At 76.0% G+C, this 15,460-nt stretch carries 14 protein-coding genes; 8 read left to right on the top strand and 6 right to left on the bottom strand.

Annotated elements, in window-relative coordinates; translation table 11 throughout:
* The first annotated feature begins 251 nt into the window (after window positions 1-251).
* Window positions 252-1,541: a hypothetical protein gene (locus tag ACZ462_RS01690; protein WP_468251031.1), complete on the top strand. Its 1,290-nt coding sequence runs from the start codon at window positions 252-254 to the stop codon at window positions 1,539-1,541.
* A 316-nt stretch (window positions 1,542-1,857) separates the two neighbouring features.
* Here the strand turns inward: ACZ462_RS01690 and ACZ462_RS01695 are convergent, their stop codons facing one another.
* Together ACZ462_RS01695 and ACZ462_RS01700 are read right to left on the bottom strand one after the other, a co-directional pair.
* A complete protein-coding gene (locus tag ACZ462_RS01695; protein WP_467806301.1) occupies window positions 1,858-2,712 on the bottom strand; it encodes an alpha/beta fold hydrolase in 855 nt (284 codons plus the stop codon).
* A 122-nt stretch (window positions 2,713-2,834) separates the two neighbouring features.
* The gene (locus ACZ462_RS01700; protein ID WP_467806302.1) at window positions 2,835-4,877 is read right to left on the bottom strand and encodes a DEAD/DEAH box helicase; all 2,043 of its coding nucleotides are present in this window, start codon (window positions 4,875-4,877) and stop codon (window positions 2,835-2,837) included.
* 468 nt (window positions 4,878-5,345) lie between these two features.
* On the opposite strand from ACZ462_RS01700, the gene ACZ462_RS01705 reads away from it, so the two are divergent.
* Entirely contained in the window at window positions 5,346-6,104 is a 759-nt protein-coding gene (locus ACZ462_RS01705; RefSeq protein ID WP_114058456.1) for a ferritin-like fold-containing protein, read from the top strand.
* A gap of 128 nt (window positions 6,105-6,232) precedes the next feature.
* On the opposite strand, the gene ACZ462_RS01710 is transcribed toward ACZ462_RS01705, so the two are convergent.
* The 4 genes from ACZ462_RS01710 to ACZ462_RS01725 form a co-directional block, all read right to left on the bottom strand.
* On the bottom strand, window positions 6,233-6,532 hold the full coding sequence (locus ACZ462_RS01710) for a hypothetical protein (RefSeq protein ID WP_467806303.1): 300 nt from the start codon (window positions 6,530-6,532) through the stop codon (window positions 6,233-6,235).
* 141 nt (window positions 6,533-6,673) lie between these two features.
* On the bottom strand, window positions 6,674-6,901 hold the full coding sequence (locus ACZ462_RS01715; RefSeq protein ID WP_467806314.1) for a DUF3107 domain-containing protein: 228 nt from the start codon (window positions 6,899-6,901) through the stop codon (window positions 6,674-6,676).
* A gap of 225 nt (window positions 6,902-7,126) precedes the next feature.
* On the bottom strand, window positions 7,127-7,786 hold the full coding sequence (locus ACZ462_RS01720; protein ID WP_467809125.1) for a TetR/AcrR family transcriptional regulator: 660 nt from the start codon (window positions 7,784-7,786) through the stop codon (window positions 7,127-7,129).
* 176 nt (window positions 7,787-7,962) lie between these two features.
* Window positions 7,963-8,181 carry a hypothetical protein gene (locus tag ACZ462_RS01725; protein ID WP_467809127.1) on the bottom strand — a complete coding sequence of 73 codons (219 nt, stop codon included), beginning with the start codon at window positions 8,179-8,181 and terminating at the stop codon, window positions 7,963-7,965.
* Between the two features lie 139 nt (window positions 8,182-8,320).
* Here ACZ462_RS01725 and ACZ462_RS01730 point away from each other — a divergent pair, with 139 nt between their 5' ends.
* The 6 genes from ACZ462_RS01730 (at window position 8,321) to ACZ462_RS01755 (ending at window position 15,453) form a co-directional block, all read left to right on the top strand.
* Window positions 8,321-9,313 (top strand): alpha/beta fold hydrolase, encoded by a 993-nt coding sequence (locus ACZ462_RS01730; RefSeq protein WP_467809128.1) that lies wholly within the window; start codon window positions 8,321-8,323, stop codon window positions 9,311-9,313.
* A gap of 5 nt (window positions 9,314-9,318) precedes the next feature.
* The gene (locus ACZ462_RS01735) at window positions 9,319-10,746 is read left to right on the top strand and encodes a DUF3152 domain-containing protein (protein WP_467809129.1); all 1,428 of its coding nucleotides are present in this window, start codon (window positions 9,319-9,321) and stop codon (window positions 10,744-10,746) included.
* A 251-nt stretch (window positions 10,747-10,997) separates the two neighbouring features.
* Window positions 10,998-12,659: a DUF3492 domain-containing protein gene (locus ACZ462_RS01740; RefSeq protein ID WP_467809130.1), complete on the top strand. Its 1,662-nt coding sequence runs from the start codon at window positions 10,998-11,000 to the stop codon at window positions 12,657-12,659.
* The gene (locus ACZ462_RS01745; protein ID WP_467809131.1) at window positions 12,656-13,561 is read left to right on the top strand and encodes a hypothetical protein; all 906 of its coding nucleotides are present in this window, start codon (window positions 12,656-12,658) and stop codon (window positions 13,559-13,561) included. Before ACZ462_RS01740 ends, ACZ462_RS01745 begins: the two co-directional genes overlap by 4 nt.
* Before the next feature lie 120 nt (window positions 13,562-13,681).
* A complete protein-coding gene (locus ACZ462_RS01750) occupies window positions 13,682-14,716 on the top strand; it encodes an NAD-dependent epimerase/dehydratase family protein (protein WP_467809132.1) in 1,035 nt (344 codons plus the stop codon).
* On the top strand, window positions 14,704-15,453 hold the full coding sequence (locus ACZ462_RS01755; RefSeq protein WP_467809133.1) for a spherulation-specific family 4 protein: 750 nt from the start codon (window positions 14,704-14,706) through the stop codon (window positions 15,451-15,453). Before ACZ462_RS01750 ends, ACZ462_RS01755 begins: the two co-directional genes overlap by 13 nt.
* Window positions 15,454-15,460: the final 7 nt, after the last annotated feature.

Below are 15,460 nucleotides of genomic sequence, written 5' to 3' on the forward strand. Positions count from 1 at the left end.
TGTTTCCCTTGCACTGTTCCAACGAGGTGGAGGATACAAACATTCCCTACGCTAAATAAATTTTTTCCCAGGCTAACTACCTGGCCGCGGACGCCTGCGCCTGGCGGGTGCGTGGCGCCGCCGGAGCGGTCCAGGCCACCACCGACCGGGCGCTGAACGTGGGAGGCGAGCTGCGTGGCGATTGGGTGATGCGAGTTCCCAGGGCCGTGATCAATCCGGATGCGGCGCGTTCCTGAGTGTGCAGGCGTCCCGTGAGCGTGCTGCCCGCCCTCCGCGAGACGGGTCCGCGCCTCCTGGGACCCCACACCCACTACTGCACTGCCGTGTCGCTCCGGCCGCTGGTGACGGGCTTCGGTGTCGGTGGCCGACGTGCGGCAGTAGAAGGAGGTCCGCAAGTGTCCACCTCAGTACGAGCTGTCGTCCCACGTCGTGACGCCGGGTCGCAGATCCGCTCCCTGGCGGCTGCGATGCTCGCCACGGGCGTGTCCCTGGCTCTTGTGCCGGCCCTGGCGAGCCCTGCCCGCGCGCAGGGCTCCTGTCTGCAAACGGGCAGCCAGGTGGCGTGCACGTTCGACTACACCGGGGCGGCCCAGACGTTCACGGTGCCCGCAGGTGTGACGCAGATGACCGTGGACGCCCTGGGCGCTTCCGGCGGTGCGGGAGGCAGCGATCCCGGCGGCAGCGGCGCCTTCGGAGGTGCCGGTGCCGAGACCGTCGCCACCCTGGCCGTCACACCGGGACAGACTCTGCAGGTCAACGTCGGCGGTGAGGGCGGTTGGGCCGCGGAAGGCGGTCCGGGCGCCGGCGGGTTCAACGGCGGGGCCGCCGGCGGGTCGTCGGACCTCTACCACGGCGGTGGCGGCGGGGGCGCCTCGGACGTCCGTTCCGGAGCCTTCGACCTGCTCTCCCGGCTGGTGACGGCCGCCGGCGGAGGAGGCGGCGGCGGAGGCGCCGAACTGGCCGGCGGCGCCGGTGGCGCCGGTGGCCAGACGGGAGTGGACGGCGCCAGCGGCGCCTCGGGCACCGCCACCACCGGCGGCGGTGGCGGCGAGGGTGCGACGCCCACCGCGCCGGGCGCGGGCGGAGCCGGTGGGGTCGGCGCCGATGGCACGGGCGGGGCCGGTGCCGCCGGCACCCTCGGCACCGGCGGCACCGGCGGCCCCGGCGAAGCCGGAGACCCGGGCAGCGGGATCACTGCCGGCGGTGGCGGGGGCGGCGGAGTCTTCGGCGGAGGCGGCGGAGGCGGCGGAGGCATCACCAACACGGAGTTCTCCGGCGCCGGCGGTGGCGGCGGCGGATCCAGCGCCGGACCGGTGGGCAGCGCCTTCACCACGGGCGCGAACTTCGGAAACGGGCGCGTCATCCTCACCTACACCCTGCCCGCGCCTCCTGACGGCAATGGCGGCACGTCCATCCTGCCCATCAATCTCAGCGGGCTGTTCTCGGTCTACAACAACACCAACACCAACACCAACACCAACATCAACAGCCCCAAGGCCAGCAACACCAACACCCAGACCTTCGGAGTCACCAGGCCCTGACAGCCGGCACCTCGAAGAGCCCCTCTCCCAGCACGGCCGCCCGGCGAGGGCCCAGTCACCGGGGCAGACCACACTCCTGGCCTGCCCCGGTGACCGCACCAGATCCCATCGACGCTGTCGGCGTAGCCACATGGCAGTAGTACTGACGGCGCAGGGAAGGCGTCATCCGCTCAGCTGGGCGGATGCCCCCCCCAGCTGTCCGGCCGCATGTCCCTGATGGGCGCCCGGCCGGGCAGCCAGCCCGCCGAGAAGGGACCACTCGGGCGAAACGGAGCAGACGTCGACACCCGGCGCCACATGTCCGTTCTGCGTGGCCTCAAGAGAGCAGGGCCCAGAACGATGCCAGCGCCTCGGCCGTGGCCTGCGGGTTCTCCGCGTTGGGGGAGTGCTCCGCCCCCGGTACGACCACCCGCCGCGCCCCGAGCCGGTCCGCCATGTCGTCCAGCAGCGGCACCGGCCACGCGTAGTCCACCTCGCCCGAGACGACCAGCTTGGGCAGGTCCACGGCGGCGAGCTCGTCGACCAGGTCCGGCTCGGAGACCAGCACCCGCCCCGTGGCGATCAGCTGCTCGGGGACGGTCGCCAGCCAGCGGTCGCGCAGGAACCGCTCCAGGTCCGGTGCGTCGGCCACCGCGTCCTCCGGATCGTAGGAGCGCATCGCGGTCCACACGCCCGCCATGTCCTCGCGCATCGCCTCCAGCGCCGCCACCAGCAGCTTCGTCCGCGCCTGCTGCTCCTCGGAGATCGCGCCCGGCCCGCTGCTCATCAGCGTCAGCGAGGCGAACGGCGAGGCGTCCCGCAGGACCGCGGCCCGCGCGACCAGGCCGCCCAGCGAGTGCCCGAGGAGGTGGAGCGGCCCCCCGCCGCCGAGCGCGGCGGCCTGCGCGAGGACATCGCGCGCCAGCTCCTCCAGGGCGTACGCGGACTCCGCACGCGGCCCCGGCGTCTCGTGCTGCCCGCGCCCGTCGACCGCGACGACCCGGTACCCGGCTGCCGCCAGCGGCTCCAGCAGCCCGAGGAAGTCCTCCTTGCTCCCGGTGAAGCCGGGAACCAGCAGGGCGGTGCCGCGCACCGGGGCACCCGCCTCGTGCACGGCGAAGTCGCCGCGGGCGGTGGTGAGGCGGTACGCGCGGGCGTCGGACGGGAGGGTCAGGCGGGGCGGCTTGCTCATGGCCCGAGGTTACCGGCCCGTAGGAGGCTGTCCACTCCTGGTCCGCCCGCCCCCGGGAACGCCGGAGGCCCGGCCCCCCGGGTGCGGGGGAGCCGGGCCCGTGTCCCTGCGCCGCGGCGGCTCTACGCCTCCGCGGCCGGCGCGACGGCCTTGCGCGTACGCGTGCGCTTCGGCTTGGCCGGGGCGTCCTCGGCGGCAGCGGCGGCCTCGGCCACCGGAGCCTCCGCGGTCGCGGCCGCCTTGCGGGTACGGGTGCGCTTCGGCTTGGCCGGGGCTTCCTCGGCGGCGGCGGCCACCTCGGCCACCGGGGCCTCCGCGGCGGGCGTGACGGCCTTGCGGGTGCGGGTGCGCTTCGGCTTGGCCGGGGCGTCCTCGGCCGCAGGGGCCTCGGCGACCGGTGCGGGCGCCGCGGCCGGAGCGGCAGCGGCGGCCTTGCGCGGCGGCCGGGTGGTGCGGCGGGCCGTCCGGACGGGCTCGGCCGCCGGCGCGATCTGGAAGTCCGGCTCCGGCCCGGCCGGCAGCGCCGGCGCCGCGACGGGCGCGGCCGCGGCCGCCGCCAGGATCGACGTCTGGGTGGGCTTGCGGGTCCGGGCCGCGCGGCGCGGCGCGGCCGCGGCCTTGGCCGGCGCAGCCTTCGCCGGCGCCTCGACGGCGCGGGCCTCGACCACGGCCGCCTCGGCAACCGGCGCCTCGGCAACCGGGGCCGCCGCGACGGCGGCAGCGGCGGCGTCCGCCGCCGACACCCGGGTCCGCCGGCGGCGCGGCCTGCGCGGCTCGTCCGCGGCGGGGGCCTCGGCGGCGGGCGCCTCGGCCACCGCGGCGGGGGCCGCAGCGGTCTCGGCAGCCTCGGCCACCTCGGCACCGCCGCGCGTACGGCGGCGCTGCCGCGGGGTGCGCGTCCGGGCCGGGCGCTCCGCCTCGGCGGAGGCCGCCGGGCGGCGCTCGCCGCGGCCGCCCCGGCCGCCCCGGCCGCCGGTCTCGCCCAGGTCCTCGATCTCCTCGGCGTCCAGGCCGGCCCGCACGCGCTCGGCGCGCGGCAGGACACCCTTGGTGCCGGCCGGGATGCCCAGCTCCTCGTAGAGGTGCGGGGAGGTGGAGTACGTCTCGACCGGGTTGTGGAAGTCGAGCTCCAGCGCCTTGTTGATCAGCTGCCAGCGCGGGATGTCGTCCCAGTCGACCAGCGTGATCGCGGTGCCCTTGTTGCCCGCGCGGCCGGTGCGGCCGACCCGGTGCAGGAAGGTCTTCTCGTCCTCGGGCGTCTGGTAGTTGATGACGTGGGTCACGCCCTCGACGTCGATGCCGCGCGCGGCGACGTCGGTGCACACCAGGACGTCGACCTTGCCGTTGCGGAACGCGCGCAGCGCCTGCTCGCGCGCCCCCTGGCCCAGGTCGCCGTGGACGGCGCCGGCCGCGAAGCCGCGCCGCTCCAGCTGCTCGGCGATGTCCGCCGCGGTGCGCTTGGTCCGGCAGAAGATCATGGCGAGTCCGCGGCCCTCGGCCTGCAGGACGCGCGCCACGAGCTCCGGCTTGTCCATGTTGTGCGCGCGGTAGACGCGCTGCGTGATGTTGGCGACGGTCGCGCCCTCGTCGTCCGGCGAGGTGGCGCGGATGTGCGTCGGCTGCGTCATGTACCGGCGGGCCAGGCCGATGACGGCGCCCGGCATGGTCGCCGAGAACAGCATCGTCTGCCGCTTGGCCGGCAGGTGGTTGATGATCTTCTCGACGTCGGGCAGGAAGCCGAGGTCGAGCATCTCGTCGGCCTCGTCCAGCACCAGCGCCTTGACGTGCGACAGGTCGAGCTTGCGCTGGCCGGCCAGGTCGAGCAGGCGGCCGGGCGTGCCGACGATGACGTCGACGCCCTTCCGGAGCGCCTCGACCTGCGGTTCGTACGCGCGTCCGCCGTATATGGCGAGGACGCGGACGTTGCGGACCTTTCCGGCGGTCAGCAGGTCGTTCGTCACCTGGGTGCACAGCTCGCGCGTCGGGACGACGACGAGGGCCTGGGGGGAGTCGGTGAGCTGGTCGGGCGTGGCCCGGCCGGCCTCGACGTCCGCGGGGACGACGACGCGCTCCAGCAGCGGAAGGCCGAAACCGAGCGTCTTGCCGGTTCCGGTCTTGGCCTGTCCGATGACGTCCGTGCCGGAGAGGGCGACGGGAAGGGTCATCTCCTGGATCGGGAAGGGGGTCGTGATGCCGACGGCTTCGAGGGCCTCGGCGGTCTCGGGAAAGATCCCGAGTTCTCGGAACGTAGTCAGGGTGCTGCCTCTTCTGTGAGACGCGGCACGAGGCGGCGAGGGGGTCCTACCGTGCCGGGCTTGCCGTACTGGGACGTGCGAAGCTGCGCGGGACCACTGCCTTCGCTCAAGCGCTTGCGCCGCTGAGGGGGCCCCTCTCGGACGCGGTACGCATGGACGTACGCATCACCGAGGGCGGTCGGGTTGGAGCCGATCGGGCCACCGACCGGGCATCCTCATTCGGATGGCCCGCCGAGTATTCGGCAGGCGCAATACCACTGTACCCCGGATTCCCGCAGGCGTGTCGGGTGAATTCACCTGGTCGTCGTGTCCGGGTCGACGGGACCTCCTGCGACGCGGTTGCCTCAGGGCCGTCGGGGGCGGGCTATTGTGCGGACCATGTCGACCGTAGAAAACGCAACGCCCGCCGACGACGGCGCCTCCGCCGGGTCCGGCGGCATCGCCGCCCAGGACTGGGCGACCGCCTCGGCCTCGCCGCAGTACCGGGCCGCCGTCGTGGACCTCCTGGGCGCGCTCGCGTACGGCGAGCTGGCCGCATTCGAGCGCCTCGCGGAGGACGCGAAGCTCGCGCCCACCCTCGACGACAAGGCCGAACTCGCCAAGATGGCCGCCGCCGAGTTCCACCACTTCGAGCGGCTGCGCGACCGGCTCGCCGCGATCGACGCCGAGCCGACCGCCGCGATGGAGCCCTTCGCCAAGGGCGTCGACGACTTCCACCGCCAGACCGCCCCGTCGGACTGGCTGGAGGGCCTGGTCAAGGCGTACGTGGGCGACTCGATCGCCAGCGACTTCTACCGCGAGGTCGCCAGCCACCTGGACGCGGACACCCGCGCCCTGGTGCTGGGCGTCCTCGACGACACCGGGCACGGCGGCTTCGCCGTGGAGAAGGTCCGCGCCGCCATCGAGGCCGACCCGCGCTGCGGCGGCCGCCTCGCCCTGTGGGCGCGCCGCCTGATGGGCGAGGCCCTCTCACAGGCGCAGCGGGTGGTCGCCGAGCGCGACGCCCTGTCCACCATGCTGGTCGGCGGAGTCGACGGGATGGCGGCCGGCTTCGACCTGGCGGCCGTCGGCGAGATGTTCGCCCGGATCACCAAGGCGCACACCAAGCGGATGGCGGCCCTGGGCCTCGCCGCCTGACAGCGGCGGATCCGGTCGTACGGCGGCCCCGGCGCGCGTACCGCGCACCGGGGCCGCGGTGTCACGTGCTGCCGGAGGGGCCGCCGGGCGGGCGCCCTCCGGTGCCGGAGCGGGGCGGGCGGGGACGGTCAGCCCCGCGACGGAAGCGAAAACGGAGCCCTGGGCGAGCCGCCGGCGGCTCCGCCCGGCCGCAGCAGCAGCGACAGCACCACGGCGGACACCAGCACCGCGCCGGCCAGCGTCGCCATCGGGCTGGCGTGCCCCGGGCCGAGCGCGTATCCCGTCAGCCAGGCCCCGAACAGGGCGCCGAGGACCCCGCTGACGAGCACCACCCGCGCGGCGGGCAGGCGCCGGGCGAGCAGCCGCACCGCCCCCGCCGCCAGGGCCAGGCCCAACAGGGCGGAGCCGAGCGCTTCCAGCAGCAGCATGAGGGCCTCCCGCAGGCCGGGGCCGAACCAGGTCAGAGCCGTCCTACCCGAAGCGGAAGACGCGGAAACGGCCCGGCGGAAGCTGCCGCCGGGCCGTTTCGGCCAGTTCCCGAGGCGCCCTGCAAGCGCCTCCGACACGGGTCAGAGCGCGCCGAAGCCGACCTTGCGGACGTTCGGCTCGCCCAGGTCCACGTACGACAGGCGGTCGGACGGCACCAGGATCCGGCGGCCCTTGTTGTCGGTGAGGCTGAGCAGCGGCTCCGAGCCCGTCAGCGCGGCCGAGACGATGCGCTCCAGCTCCTCGGCGCTCAGGTCGCTCTCCAGCACGATCTCCCGGGGTGCGTGCTGCACGCCGATCTTGACCTCCACGGCTTCGTCCCTCCGACGGTCGTTGTGCGCGATCAGCCGCGCCGTACCGGTCCACATTAGCCCGCAGAGGGGACGGGCGAGCCGTGCTCCGGGCACGCTCGCAGCGAACAGCGCGGGGGGGGGGGGGGGGGGGGACCCCCCCCCCCCCCCCCCCCCCCCCCCCCCCCCCCCCCCCCCCCCCCCCCCCCCCCCCCCCCCCCCCCCCCCCCCCCCCCCCGCCGCCGGTCAGGAGGCCGGACCCGCCGCGCCGCCGTCCGCGCCGTGCAGCGGGAAGCCGGCGATGCCGCGCCAGGCCAGCGACGTCAGCAGGCCCACCGCCTTGTCGCGGGCGACCGGGCTCTCGCTGGAGAGCCAGTACCGGGCCACGACCTGCGAGACGCCGCCCAGGCCCACCGCCAGCAGCATCGACTCGTCCTGGGACAGCCCCGTGTCCTCCGCGATCACGTCGGAGATCGCCTCCGCGCACTGGAGGGACACCCGGTCGACGCGCTCGCGCACCGCGGGCTCGTTGGTCAGGTCGGACTCGAACACCAGGCGGAACGCGCCGCCCTCCTCCTCCACGTACGCGAAGTAGGCGTCCATGGTCGCGGCGACGCGCAGCTTGTTGTCCGTCGTCGACTCCAGCGCACCGCGCACCGCCTGGAGCAGGTTCTCGCAGTGCTGGTCCAGCAGCGCCAGGTACAGGTCCAGCTTGCCGGGGAAGTGCTGGTAGAGCACCGGCTTGCTGACCCCGGCCCGCTCGGCGATGTCGTCCATCGCCGCCGCGTGGTACCCCTGCGCGACGAAGACCTCCTGGGCCGCGCCCAGGAGCTGGTTGCGTCGGGCTCGGCGCGGCAGGCGCGTGCCCCGAGGACGCGCTGCCTCCGTCTGCTCGATGGCTGTCACGCCGCCTCCCACTTTCTCTCATGCACAGTGCGCTCTGCGCCGCGCCCGCCATCGTACTTTTCGGTAACCGCGAGCGGGGGGTTCCGGTCGAGTTTTCTCGCTCTGCGGACCGCCCGGAGGCGCTGGTCAGGGCGCCCTGGCGGGTTACCGGGCGGTAGAAGGCAGCGGCGGACGGCTCAGCGGTAGTCCTCCTCGTCGAGGGGCACCACGCGCGCCTGCTCGACGGCGTCGCCGTCGGCCGCCTCGCCGCGCTCCACCCCCGTGACGCGGTCGTCGTCGTCATCCGGCCGGAGCTCCGCCAGCTGCTCCGCCGCATCGGCCTCCGGCGCCTCCGCGTCCAGCGACTCCCGGAACTTCCTCCGGAAGGTGTCCGGCTCTGCCGGGTCGACACTCATCTGGCTCTCCCCTTCCCTCACCCCTGGTCCTGCCTACCCAAAGCCTAGGAGGATCGCCGGTGCACCGCTACGCGGCCGGTCTCGGCCTGTGACGCCGAACACAAGAGTCCGGACGTGATCGTCTCGTAACATTGCCCCCATGTCTTCGACCGAGCCGCCGGGTGTGCGCTCCGCCGCCGAGCCGTCCCCCCGGGCCGGCGCCGCCCGGGTGGCCGAGGGGGAGCAGCTGCGCACCGACCGGCTGCCGGGCCTGGAACTCGCCGTGCGGTTCCGCCCCGCCGCCGCCCGCACCGGACTGCCGCCCGCCCTGTTCGTGCACGGCCTCGGCGGCTCCTCCACCAACTGGTCCGGCCTCATGGCGCACCTCGCGGACCGCGTCGAAGGCGAGGCCCTCGACCTCCCCGGGTTCGGCTGGTCTCCGCCGCCCGCCGACCGGAACTACTCGGTCACCGCGATGGCCCGCGCCGTGATCCGGCACCTCGACGCCTCCGGCCGCGGACCCGTCCACCTCGTCGGCAACTCCCTCGGCGGCGCCGTCACCACCCGCGTCGCGGCCGTCCGCCCCGACCTGGTGCGCACCCTGACCCTGGTCTCGCCCGCCCTCCCCGAGCTGCGCGTGCAGCGCTCCGCCGTGCCGACCGGCCTCCTCGCCCTGCCCGGGACGGCCGCGCTGGTCGACCGGCTCACCCGCGGCCTCACCGCCGAGCAGCGCACCCGCGGCGTGACCGAGCTCTGCTACGGCGACCCCTCGCTGGTGCCGCCGGAGGCCTTCGCGCAAGCCGTCGAGGAGATGGAGCGGCGCATGGCGCTCCCCTGGTTCTGGGAGGCGATGAGCCGCACCGCCCGCGGCATCGTCGACGCCTACACCCTCGGCGGACAGCACGGGCTGTGGCAGCAGGCCCGGCGCGTACTGGCCCCGACGCTCCTCGTCTACGGCGGCCGCGACCAGCTCGTCTCCTACCGCATGGCCCGCAAGGCCGCCTCCGCGTTCCGCGGCTCGCGCCTGCTGTGCCTGCCCGCGGTGGGGCACGTGGCGATGATGGAGTGCCCCGACGTCGTGGCGAAGGCCTTCCGGGAGCTCCTCGACGACACCGGGAAACATGTCCGATATACCGACGACGGCAGAGGCTGAGCACCTTGGGACGACACAGCCGCAAGGGCCCCGCTCCGGCAGGCCGGCCCCCCGAGGCCGCCCCCGCCGCGCCGCCGGCCCCGTACGGGCAGGGCGCAGGCCACGAGCCGTACGCGTACGGACACGAGGCCTACGGGCAGGCAGGCCACGGGCCGGACGCGTACGGGCAGTACCGGCCCTACGGGCAGTCCGGCCAGCAGCAGTACGAGCAGCAGTACGAGCAGCAGGACGAGCAGTACGAGCAGTACGCGTACGAGGAGCACGCCCCCGGCGGCAGGCACGCTCCGTACGGGGGGCGGCACAGACCGTACGAGCGGCCCGCCGGCCACCCCGAGCAGCGCGAGCCCGGCGGAGCCTGGGGCCCCGGCCCCGGCACCGCCTACGGCGACTGGCGCGGCCTCCCGGACGGCGGCGCGGACCCCGCCCGCACTCACCGGCCCGCAGCCGAAACCGTTCTCCCCGGCGCCGGCCCCGCCGCCCGCCGGCCCGGAACCCCGGCGGACCCCTCCGACGACCGCACCTCCACCGGCCCGCAGCGCCGGGTGCCCGCCCCCCGCGCGGACGGCGCCGAGGAGCCGCAGGCCGGCGGGCCCGGCGCGGGACGCAGCCGCAAGGCCCTCACCTACACCGGCATGGCCGCCGCGGCCGTCACCACCGTCCTCGCCGTCGTCGTCGCCGGCCACATGTCGGCCGACGCCGACGGCAAGTCCGCCTCCCCGCGCGCCGCGGGCACGGCCGGCGACCGGGCCCTGCCCGGCCAGTCCGCGGCATCCCGCTCCGACGGCCGGGCCGTCCCGCAGGCGCCCGAGGCCCCGGCGCCCGCGCCGGAGCTCACGTACGAGCAGAAGATGGCCCAGCAGCTCCCCATCGACGAGAAGCTCAAGGGGCCGGGGACCTTCGAGACGGTCCCCGGTGTCGCCGCAGCCCCCGGCAAGGGGCAGGTGGTCCGCTACCGGGTCGACGTCGAGACGGGGCTCGGGCTGGACGCGCAGCTGTTCGCCGAGGCCGTCCACCGCACCCTGAACGACGACCGCAGCTGGGCGCACGGAGGCCGCAAGACCTTCGAGCGGGTCCCGGGCGGCAGCGCCGACTTCGTCATCACCCTCGCCAGCCCCGGCACCACCGGCGTGTGGTGCGCGAAATCCGGGCTGGACACCACCATCGAGAACGTCTCCTGCGACTCCGCCAACACCGAGCGCGTGATGATCAACGCGTACCGGTGGGCGCAGGGCTCGCCGACGTACGGGGTGGACCAGATGTTGGCCTACCGGCAGATGCTCATCAACCACGAGGTCGGCCACCGGCTCGGCCACGGGCACGTGAACTGCCAGACCCCGGGCGCCCCCGCGCCGATCATGCAGCAGCAGACCAAGTCGCTGGAGATCAACGGGATCCGCTGCAAGCCCAACCCGTGGGTGTTCCCCGGAAACTGACGGGCGGCCTGGCGGCCGGACAGCCGGACAGCCGGAAAGCGCTTCGCTCCGCGGCTTGCCCGCCCCTTCGGGCCCCCTCCGGGTAGCGCGCTCGAACGCGAACCGTACGGGAAAGTTACGACTCTTCACCCCTTCCGGTGGCGCGACGGACAACCGTCCGCCGCGCCACCGGCGCATCCGCTTGAGTTCTCCCGCGGCCGGTCGCCGGACCGGCGGCCGCCGCCACAACGGGAGATTCGGGGGTGCCACTCGTGCGGATCGGACTGCTCACCGAAGGCGGCTATCCGTATGCCGCGGGCGAAGGCCGGCTGTGGTGCGAGCGCCTCGTGCGCGGACTGCCCCAGCACGAGTTCGAGCTCTACGCCCTGAGCCGCAGCGCCGAACAGGAGGAGCGCGGCCGGGTCGTGCTCCCCGAGCACGTCACCCGCGTCTGGACCGCCCCGCTGTGGGCGCCCGCCGACGACGGCCGCACCCACTCCCGGCGCGAGCGCCGCAGGTTCGCCGACGCGTTCGGGGAGCTGGTGGACGGCATCTGCACGGGCGCCGCCGAGCCCTTCGCCGCCGGACTGTACGGGCTCGCCGAACTCGCCCGCGAGCAGGGCGGCATGTACGCCGCCCTCCGCTCGGAGACCGCGGTGCGGACGCTGGAGTCCGCCTGCCGGGCGCCCGGCGCGCGCCGCTCCCTCCGCGAGGCCCAGGTGGCCGACTTGCTGGAGTCCGCCGACGCCCTGGAGCGGCTGCTGCGGCCGCTGTCCCTCGACTGGTACGAGGACCTCCGGGAGGTCGACGTCTGCCACGCCGCCGCGGGCGGGGTCGCGGCCCTCCCCGGACTGCTGGCCAAACGCTTCTTCGGGGTGCCGCTGCTGGTCACCGAGTACGGGGTGCGGCTGCGCGCGCACTACCTGGACCGCCCCGAGGGCGGCCGGCCCGCCGTGCGCGCCCTCCTCGCCGCCTTCCACGTCCGGCTCGCCAGCGAGATCTACGCCCGCGCCGACCTCCTCACCCCCGGCAACGCGCACGCGCGCCGCTGGCAGGAGCGGTGCGGCGCCACCCGCGACCGGATGCAGACCGTGTACCCGGGGATGGAGGCGGACCGATTCGCCGCCGTCGGCGAGGACCCGGCCTGCGGCGACCCCGGCACGCTCGTGTGGGTCGGCCGGATCGAGCCCGGCAAGGACCTCTTCGGACTGCTCCACGCCTTCGCCGAGGTCCGCAGGGCCGCACCCGGCACCCGGCTGCGGATCTTCGGCACCGCCGCCGCGGTCCCCGGCTACCTCGCCGACTGCCGCTCCCTCGCCGCCCAGCTCTTCCCCGACGAGGCCGCGGACGCCGTCACCGCCGGGGAGAACCCCGTCTCCTTCGAGGAGATCGGCGGGCCCGAGGCGGCCACCGCCGCCGAGGCCTACGGCAGCGGCCGCGTCGCCGTCCTGTCCTCCGTCGTCGAGGGCTTCCCCGCCGGCCTCGCCGAGGCGATGTTCTGCGGCCGGGCCACCGTCTCCACCGACGTCGGCGCGGTGTGCGAGGTCATCGGCGGCACCGGCCTCGTCGTCCCGCCCCGCAACCCGCGCGCCCTCGCCGACGCCTGCCTCGCCCTGCTGCGCGACCCCGAGCGCGCCCAGCGGCTCGGGGCGGCGGCCCGGGCCCGCGCCCTGGAGCTGTTCACCGTCGAGCAGAACGTGGCCGCCTTCCGGGAGGCCTACCTGCGGCTCCTCGCCCGCGGACCCGCCCGGCCCGGCGCCGGCGTCCTCTTCGGGCAGCCCCCCGAGGCCCGCGTCCCCGGCCACTGGACCAGCCCCGGCTGGGCCGACCCCGAGCCGGACCCCGAGCCGGAGCCCGACCCCGACGCGGCCGCCGCGGCCGGAGACCCCGCCGGCGCGCCCGCCCCGGCCCCCACCACGGAGGCGACCGTATGACCCCCGACGAAGCCGGGGCCGCGGCGCCCGTCGCCCCCACCCCCCGCCGCCGGGCGGCCGGGGACCCCGTCAAGACCCTGCTGCACCGGCACCGGGCGCTGTGCGAGCGGGCCGTGGACCCGCTGGAGATCGCGGCCGGGCTGGAGGCCGGCGGGATCACCGACCGCACCGCCGCCCGCTTCCGCCACCGCGACGTCTTCTCCCTCGCCGAGGAGCTGTACGCCCGCACCCCCCGCGCCCACGAGACCGCCGAGCCCGCCGCGGCCGGCCACCGCGACGCCCGCGCCCTGCGCGCCTTCGGGCTGGCGCTGCTGCCCGGCGCCGCCGCCCTCGCCGCGGCCGCCGCCGCGCTGCCGTACGCGGGCGCCCTCGCCGTCGCCGCCACCGTCGCCGCGCTCGCCCGGCCCGCCGCCTCCGGGCGGACCGCCCGCGGCCGCGGCGCCCTCGCGGTCCACCTCGCCGCCGCGGCCGCCGCCGGCTGGGCCGTCCACCGCCACGGCACCCCGCTCGGCGTCGCCCTCGCCCTCGCCGCCGCACCCGGCCACCTCGCCGCCACGGCGTTCGCCGCCCGCGCCCGCAGCCGGCTCGCCGCCAGCCGCGCCCTCGAGGACTTCGCCGCCTCCGCCCGGCCCCTGCTCCTCGCGGCCACCGCCGCCCAGACCGCCGCCGCAGCGGGGGCCGCCGCAATGGCCGGGGCGCCGCTCACCGAGGCCGTGCCGCTCGCCGTCCTGCTGTTCCTCGCCCGGCTGCTCCTCGGCCACGGCGCCCCCCGCCCGCCCGTCGCCGCAGCGCTCGCCCTCGCCCTGGTCCCCGCCGCGCCCGCGGCGACCGCCGCCGCGGCCGGCCTCCTCGCCCTCGCCCTGACCGTCCTGGCACGCGCCTCCGCGCACGCCCGGACCTGAGGGCCGCCCGCTCCCGGAGCCGACACGGAAGCGGCCAAGGCCCGCCCCACCCCTCCCGCCCGACCGAAGAAGAAGGAGACACCGCATGACCGGCCAGCCAACCAACCGAGGGGCCGCGCGATGAGGGTGCTGCTGATCGGAGCCAACGGATACCTCGGCCGCTACGTCGCCGACCGGCTGCTCGCCGACCCCGCCGTCCAGCTGACCGCGCTCGGCCGAGGCGACGACGCAGACGTCCGCTTCGACCTCGCCACCGGCAGCCCCGGCGCGCTCACCCGGTTCCTCGACGCCGTCCACCCGGGCGTCGTCATCAACTGCGCGGGCGCCACCCGCGGCGGCGCCCGCGAGCTGACCCGGCACAACACCGTCGCCGTCGCCACCATCTGCGAGTCCCTGCGCCGCAGCGGCTGCGGCGCCCGCCTCGTCCAACTCGGCTGCGCCGCCGAGTACGGGCCCAGCCAGCCCGGATCGTCGACCGCCGAGGACGCCGTCCCCAGACCCGGCGGGCCGTACGGGGTCAGCAAGCTCGCCGCCACCGAGCTGGTGCTCGGCTCCGGCCTCGACGCGGTCGTCCTGCGCGTCTTCTCGCCCGTCGGACCCGGCACCCCCGCCGGCTCCCCGCTCGGCCGGCTCGCCGAGGCCATGCGGCGCGCCATGCAGTCCGGGGACGGTGAGCTGAAGCTCAGCGGACTCGGGGTCCAGCGGGACTTCGTCGACGTCCGCGACGTGGCGCGCGCCGTGCACGCCGCCTCCCTGTCCGCCGCGCAGGGCGTCGTCAACATCGGGACCGGGCGCGCCGTCCGGCTCCGCGAGGCCGCCGCGGTCCTCGCCCGGGTCGCCGGGTACGGGGGCGCCCTCCATGAGATCGACGTCCCGCAGGGCGGACACGGCGGGCATCTGCAGGGCCACGGGCCGCACCACGGCGGCCACGGCCGGGCCCCCTCCCTCGCGGCGATCGGCGCCCCCCGCTCCGAGGCCACCGCCGAGCAGCTGGCCGCCGCCCCGCCCGCAGCCGCGTACCCCTACCCCGACGGCTGCGGCGCCTGGCAGCAGGCCGACGTCCGCACCGCCCGGGACCGGCTCGGCTGGCGGCCCCGGATCAACCTGGAGGAGTCCCTCGCGGACATCTGGATGGAGGCGGCGTGCCGCATCTGACCACAGAGGCACCGGCCGCCGCCGCCACCGGCTCCGGACGCCTCGGCCTCGGCATCCCCGGCTACGCGCACCCGCTGCTCGCTCCCGTCGAATGGGCCGAGCTGACCCGCCCCGGGACGCCCCTGCACTGGGCCGTGCTGAACGTCACCGACGGCCCCGGCTCCCGGCCCGACCCGCACTGCACGGAGGCGGTCGGCCGGCTCCGCGAGGCCGGCGGGACCGTCCTCGGGCATCTCGCGATGCGGGACGGCGAGCGGACGTTCGGCGAGCTGGTCTCCGACGCCCACCGCTTCGCCGACTGGTACCGGGTCGACGGCTTCTACCTGGACGGGGCCCCGGCCGACCGGTACGGGCTCGCCGAGGTGCGCCGCGTCGCCGACACCCTGCGCGGCCTCGGCCGGGACCTGCGGATCGTGCTCGGGCACGGCACCCACCCCCACGAGGGCTACGCGGACGTCGCCGACCAGCTGGTCACCTTCTGCGGGGCCTGGGCGGACTACCGCTGGTCGCAGGTGGCGGAGTGGACCGCCGACCACCCGCCGGAGCGGTTCTGCCACCTCGTCCACGGCGTGCCGCGCACGCACCTGGAGGAGGCGCTGCGGATCGCCCGCTGGCAGGGCGCCGGGACGATCTGGTTCACCGACCGGCGCGGTGCCCCGGGCCGGGACCCCTGGGCGTCGATGCCCGCGTACTGGGACGAAATCGTCTCACGTATCGGACCAGGTGTCTCGGAATGAAGAGGGG

Source organism: Streptomyces sp. NPDC031121 (assembly GCF_055570615.1).

Excerpts from the sequence above, each read along its gene's own strand:
- ACZ462_RS01725 (WP_467809127.1), bottom strand. The coding sequence starts at position 8,181 with ATGAGTGTCGACCCGGCAGAGCCGGACACCTTCCGGAGGAAGTTCCGG.
- ACZ462_RS01700 (WP_467806302.1), bottom strand. The coding sequence starts at position 4,877 with ATGACCCTTCCCGTCGCCCTCTCCGGCACGGACGTCATCGGACAGGCC.
- ACZ462_RS01705 (WP_114058456.1), top strand. The coding sequence starts at position 5,346 with ATGTCGACCGTAGAAAACGCAACGCCCGCCGACGACGGCGCCTCCGCC.
- ACZ462_RS01730 (WP_467809128.1), top strand. The coding sequence starts at position 8,321 with ATGTCTTCGACCGAGCCGCCGGGTGTGCGCTCCGCCGCCGAGCCGTCC.
- ACZ462_RS01710 (WP_467806303.1), bottom strand. The coding sequence starts at position 6,532 with ATGCTGCTGCTGGAAGCGCTCGGCTCCGCCCTGTTGGGCCTGGCCCTG.
- ACZ462_RS01750 (WP_467809132.1), top strand. The coding sequence starts at position 13,682 with ATGAGGGTGCTGCTGATCGGAGCCAACGGATACCTCGGCCGCTACGTC.
- ACZ462_RS01695 (WP_467806301.1), bottom strand. The coding sequence starts at position 2,712 with ATGAGCAAGCCGCCCCGCCTGACCCTCCCGTCCGACGCCCGCGCGTAC.
- ACZ462_RS01745 (WP_467809131.1), top strand. The coding sequence starts at position 12,656 with ATGACCCCCGACGAAGCCGGGGCCGCGGCGCCCGTCGCCCCCACCCCC.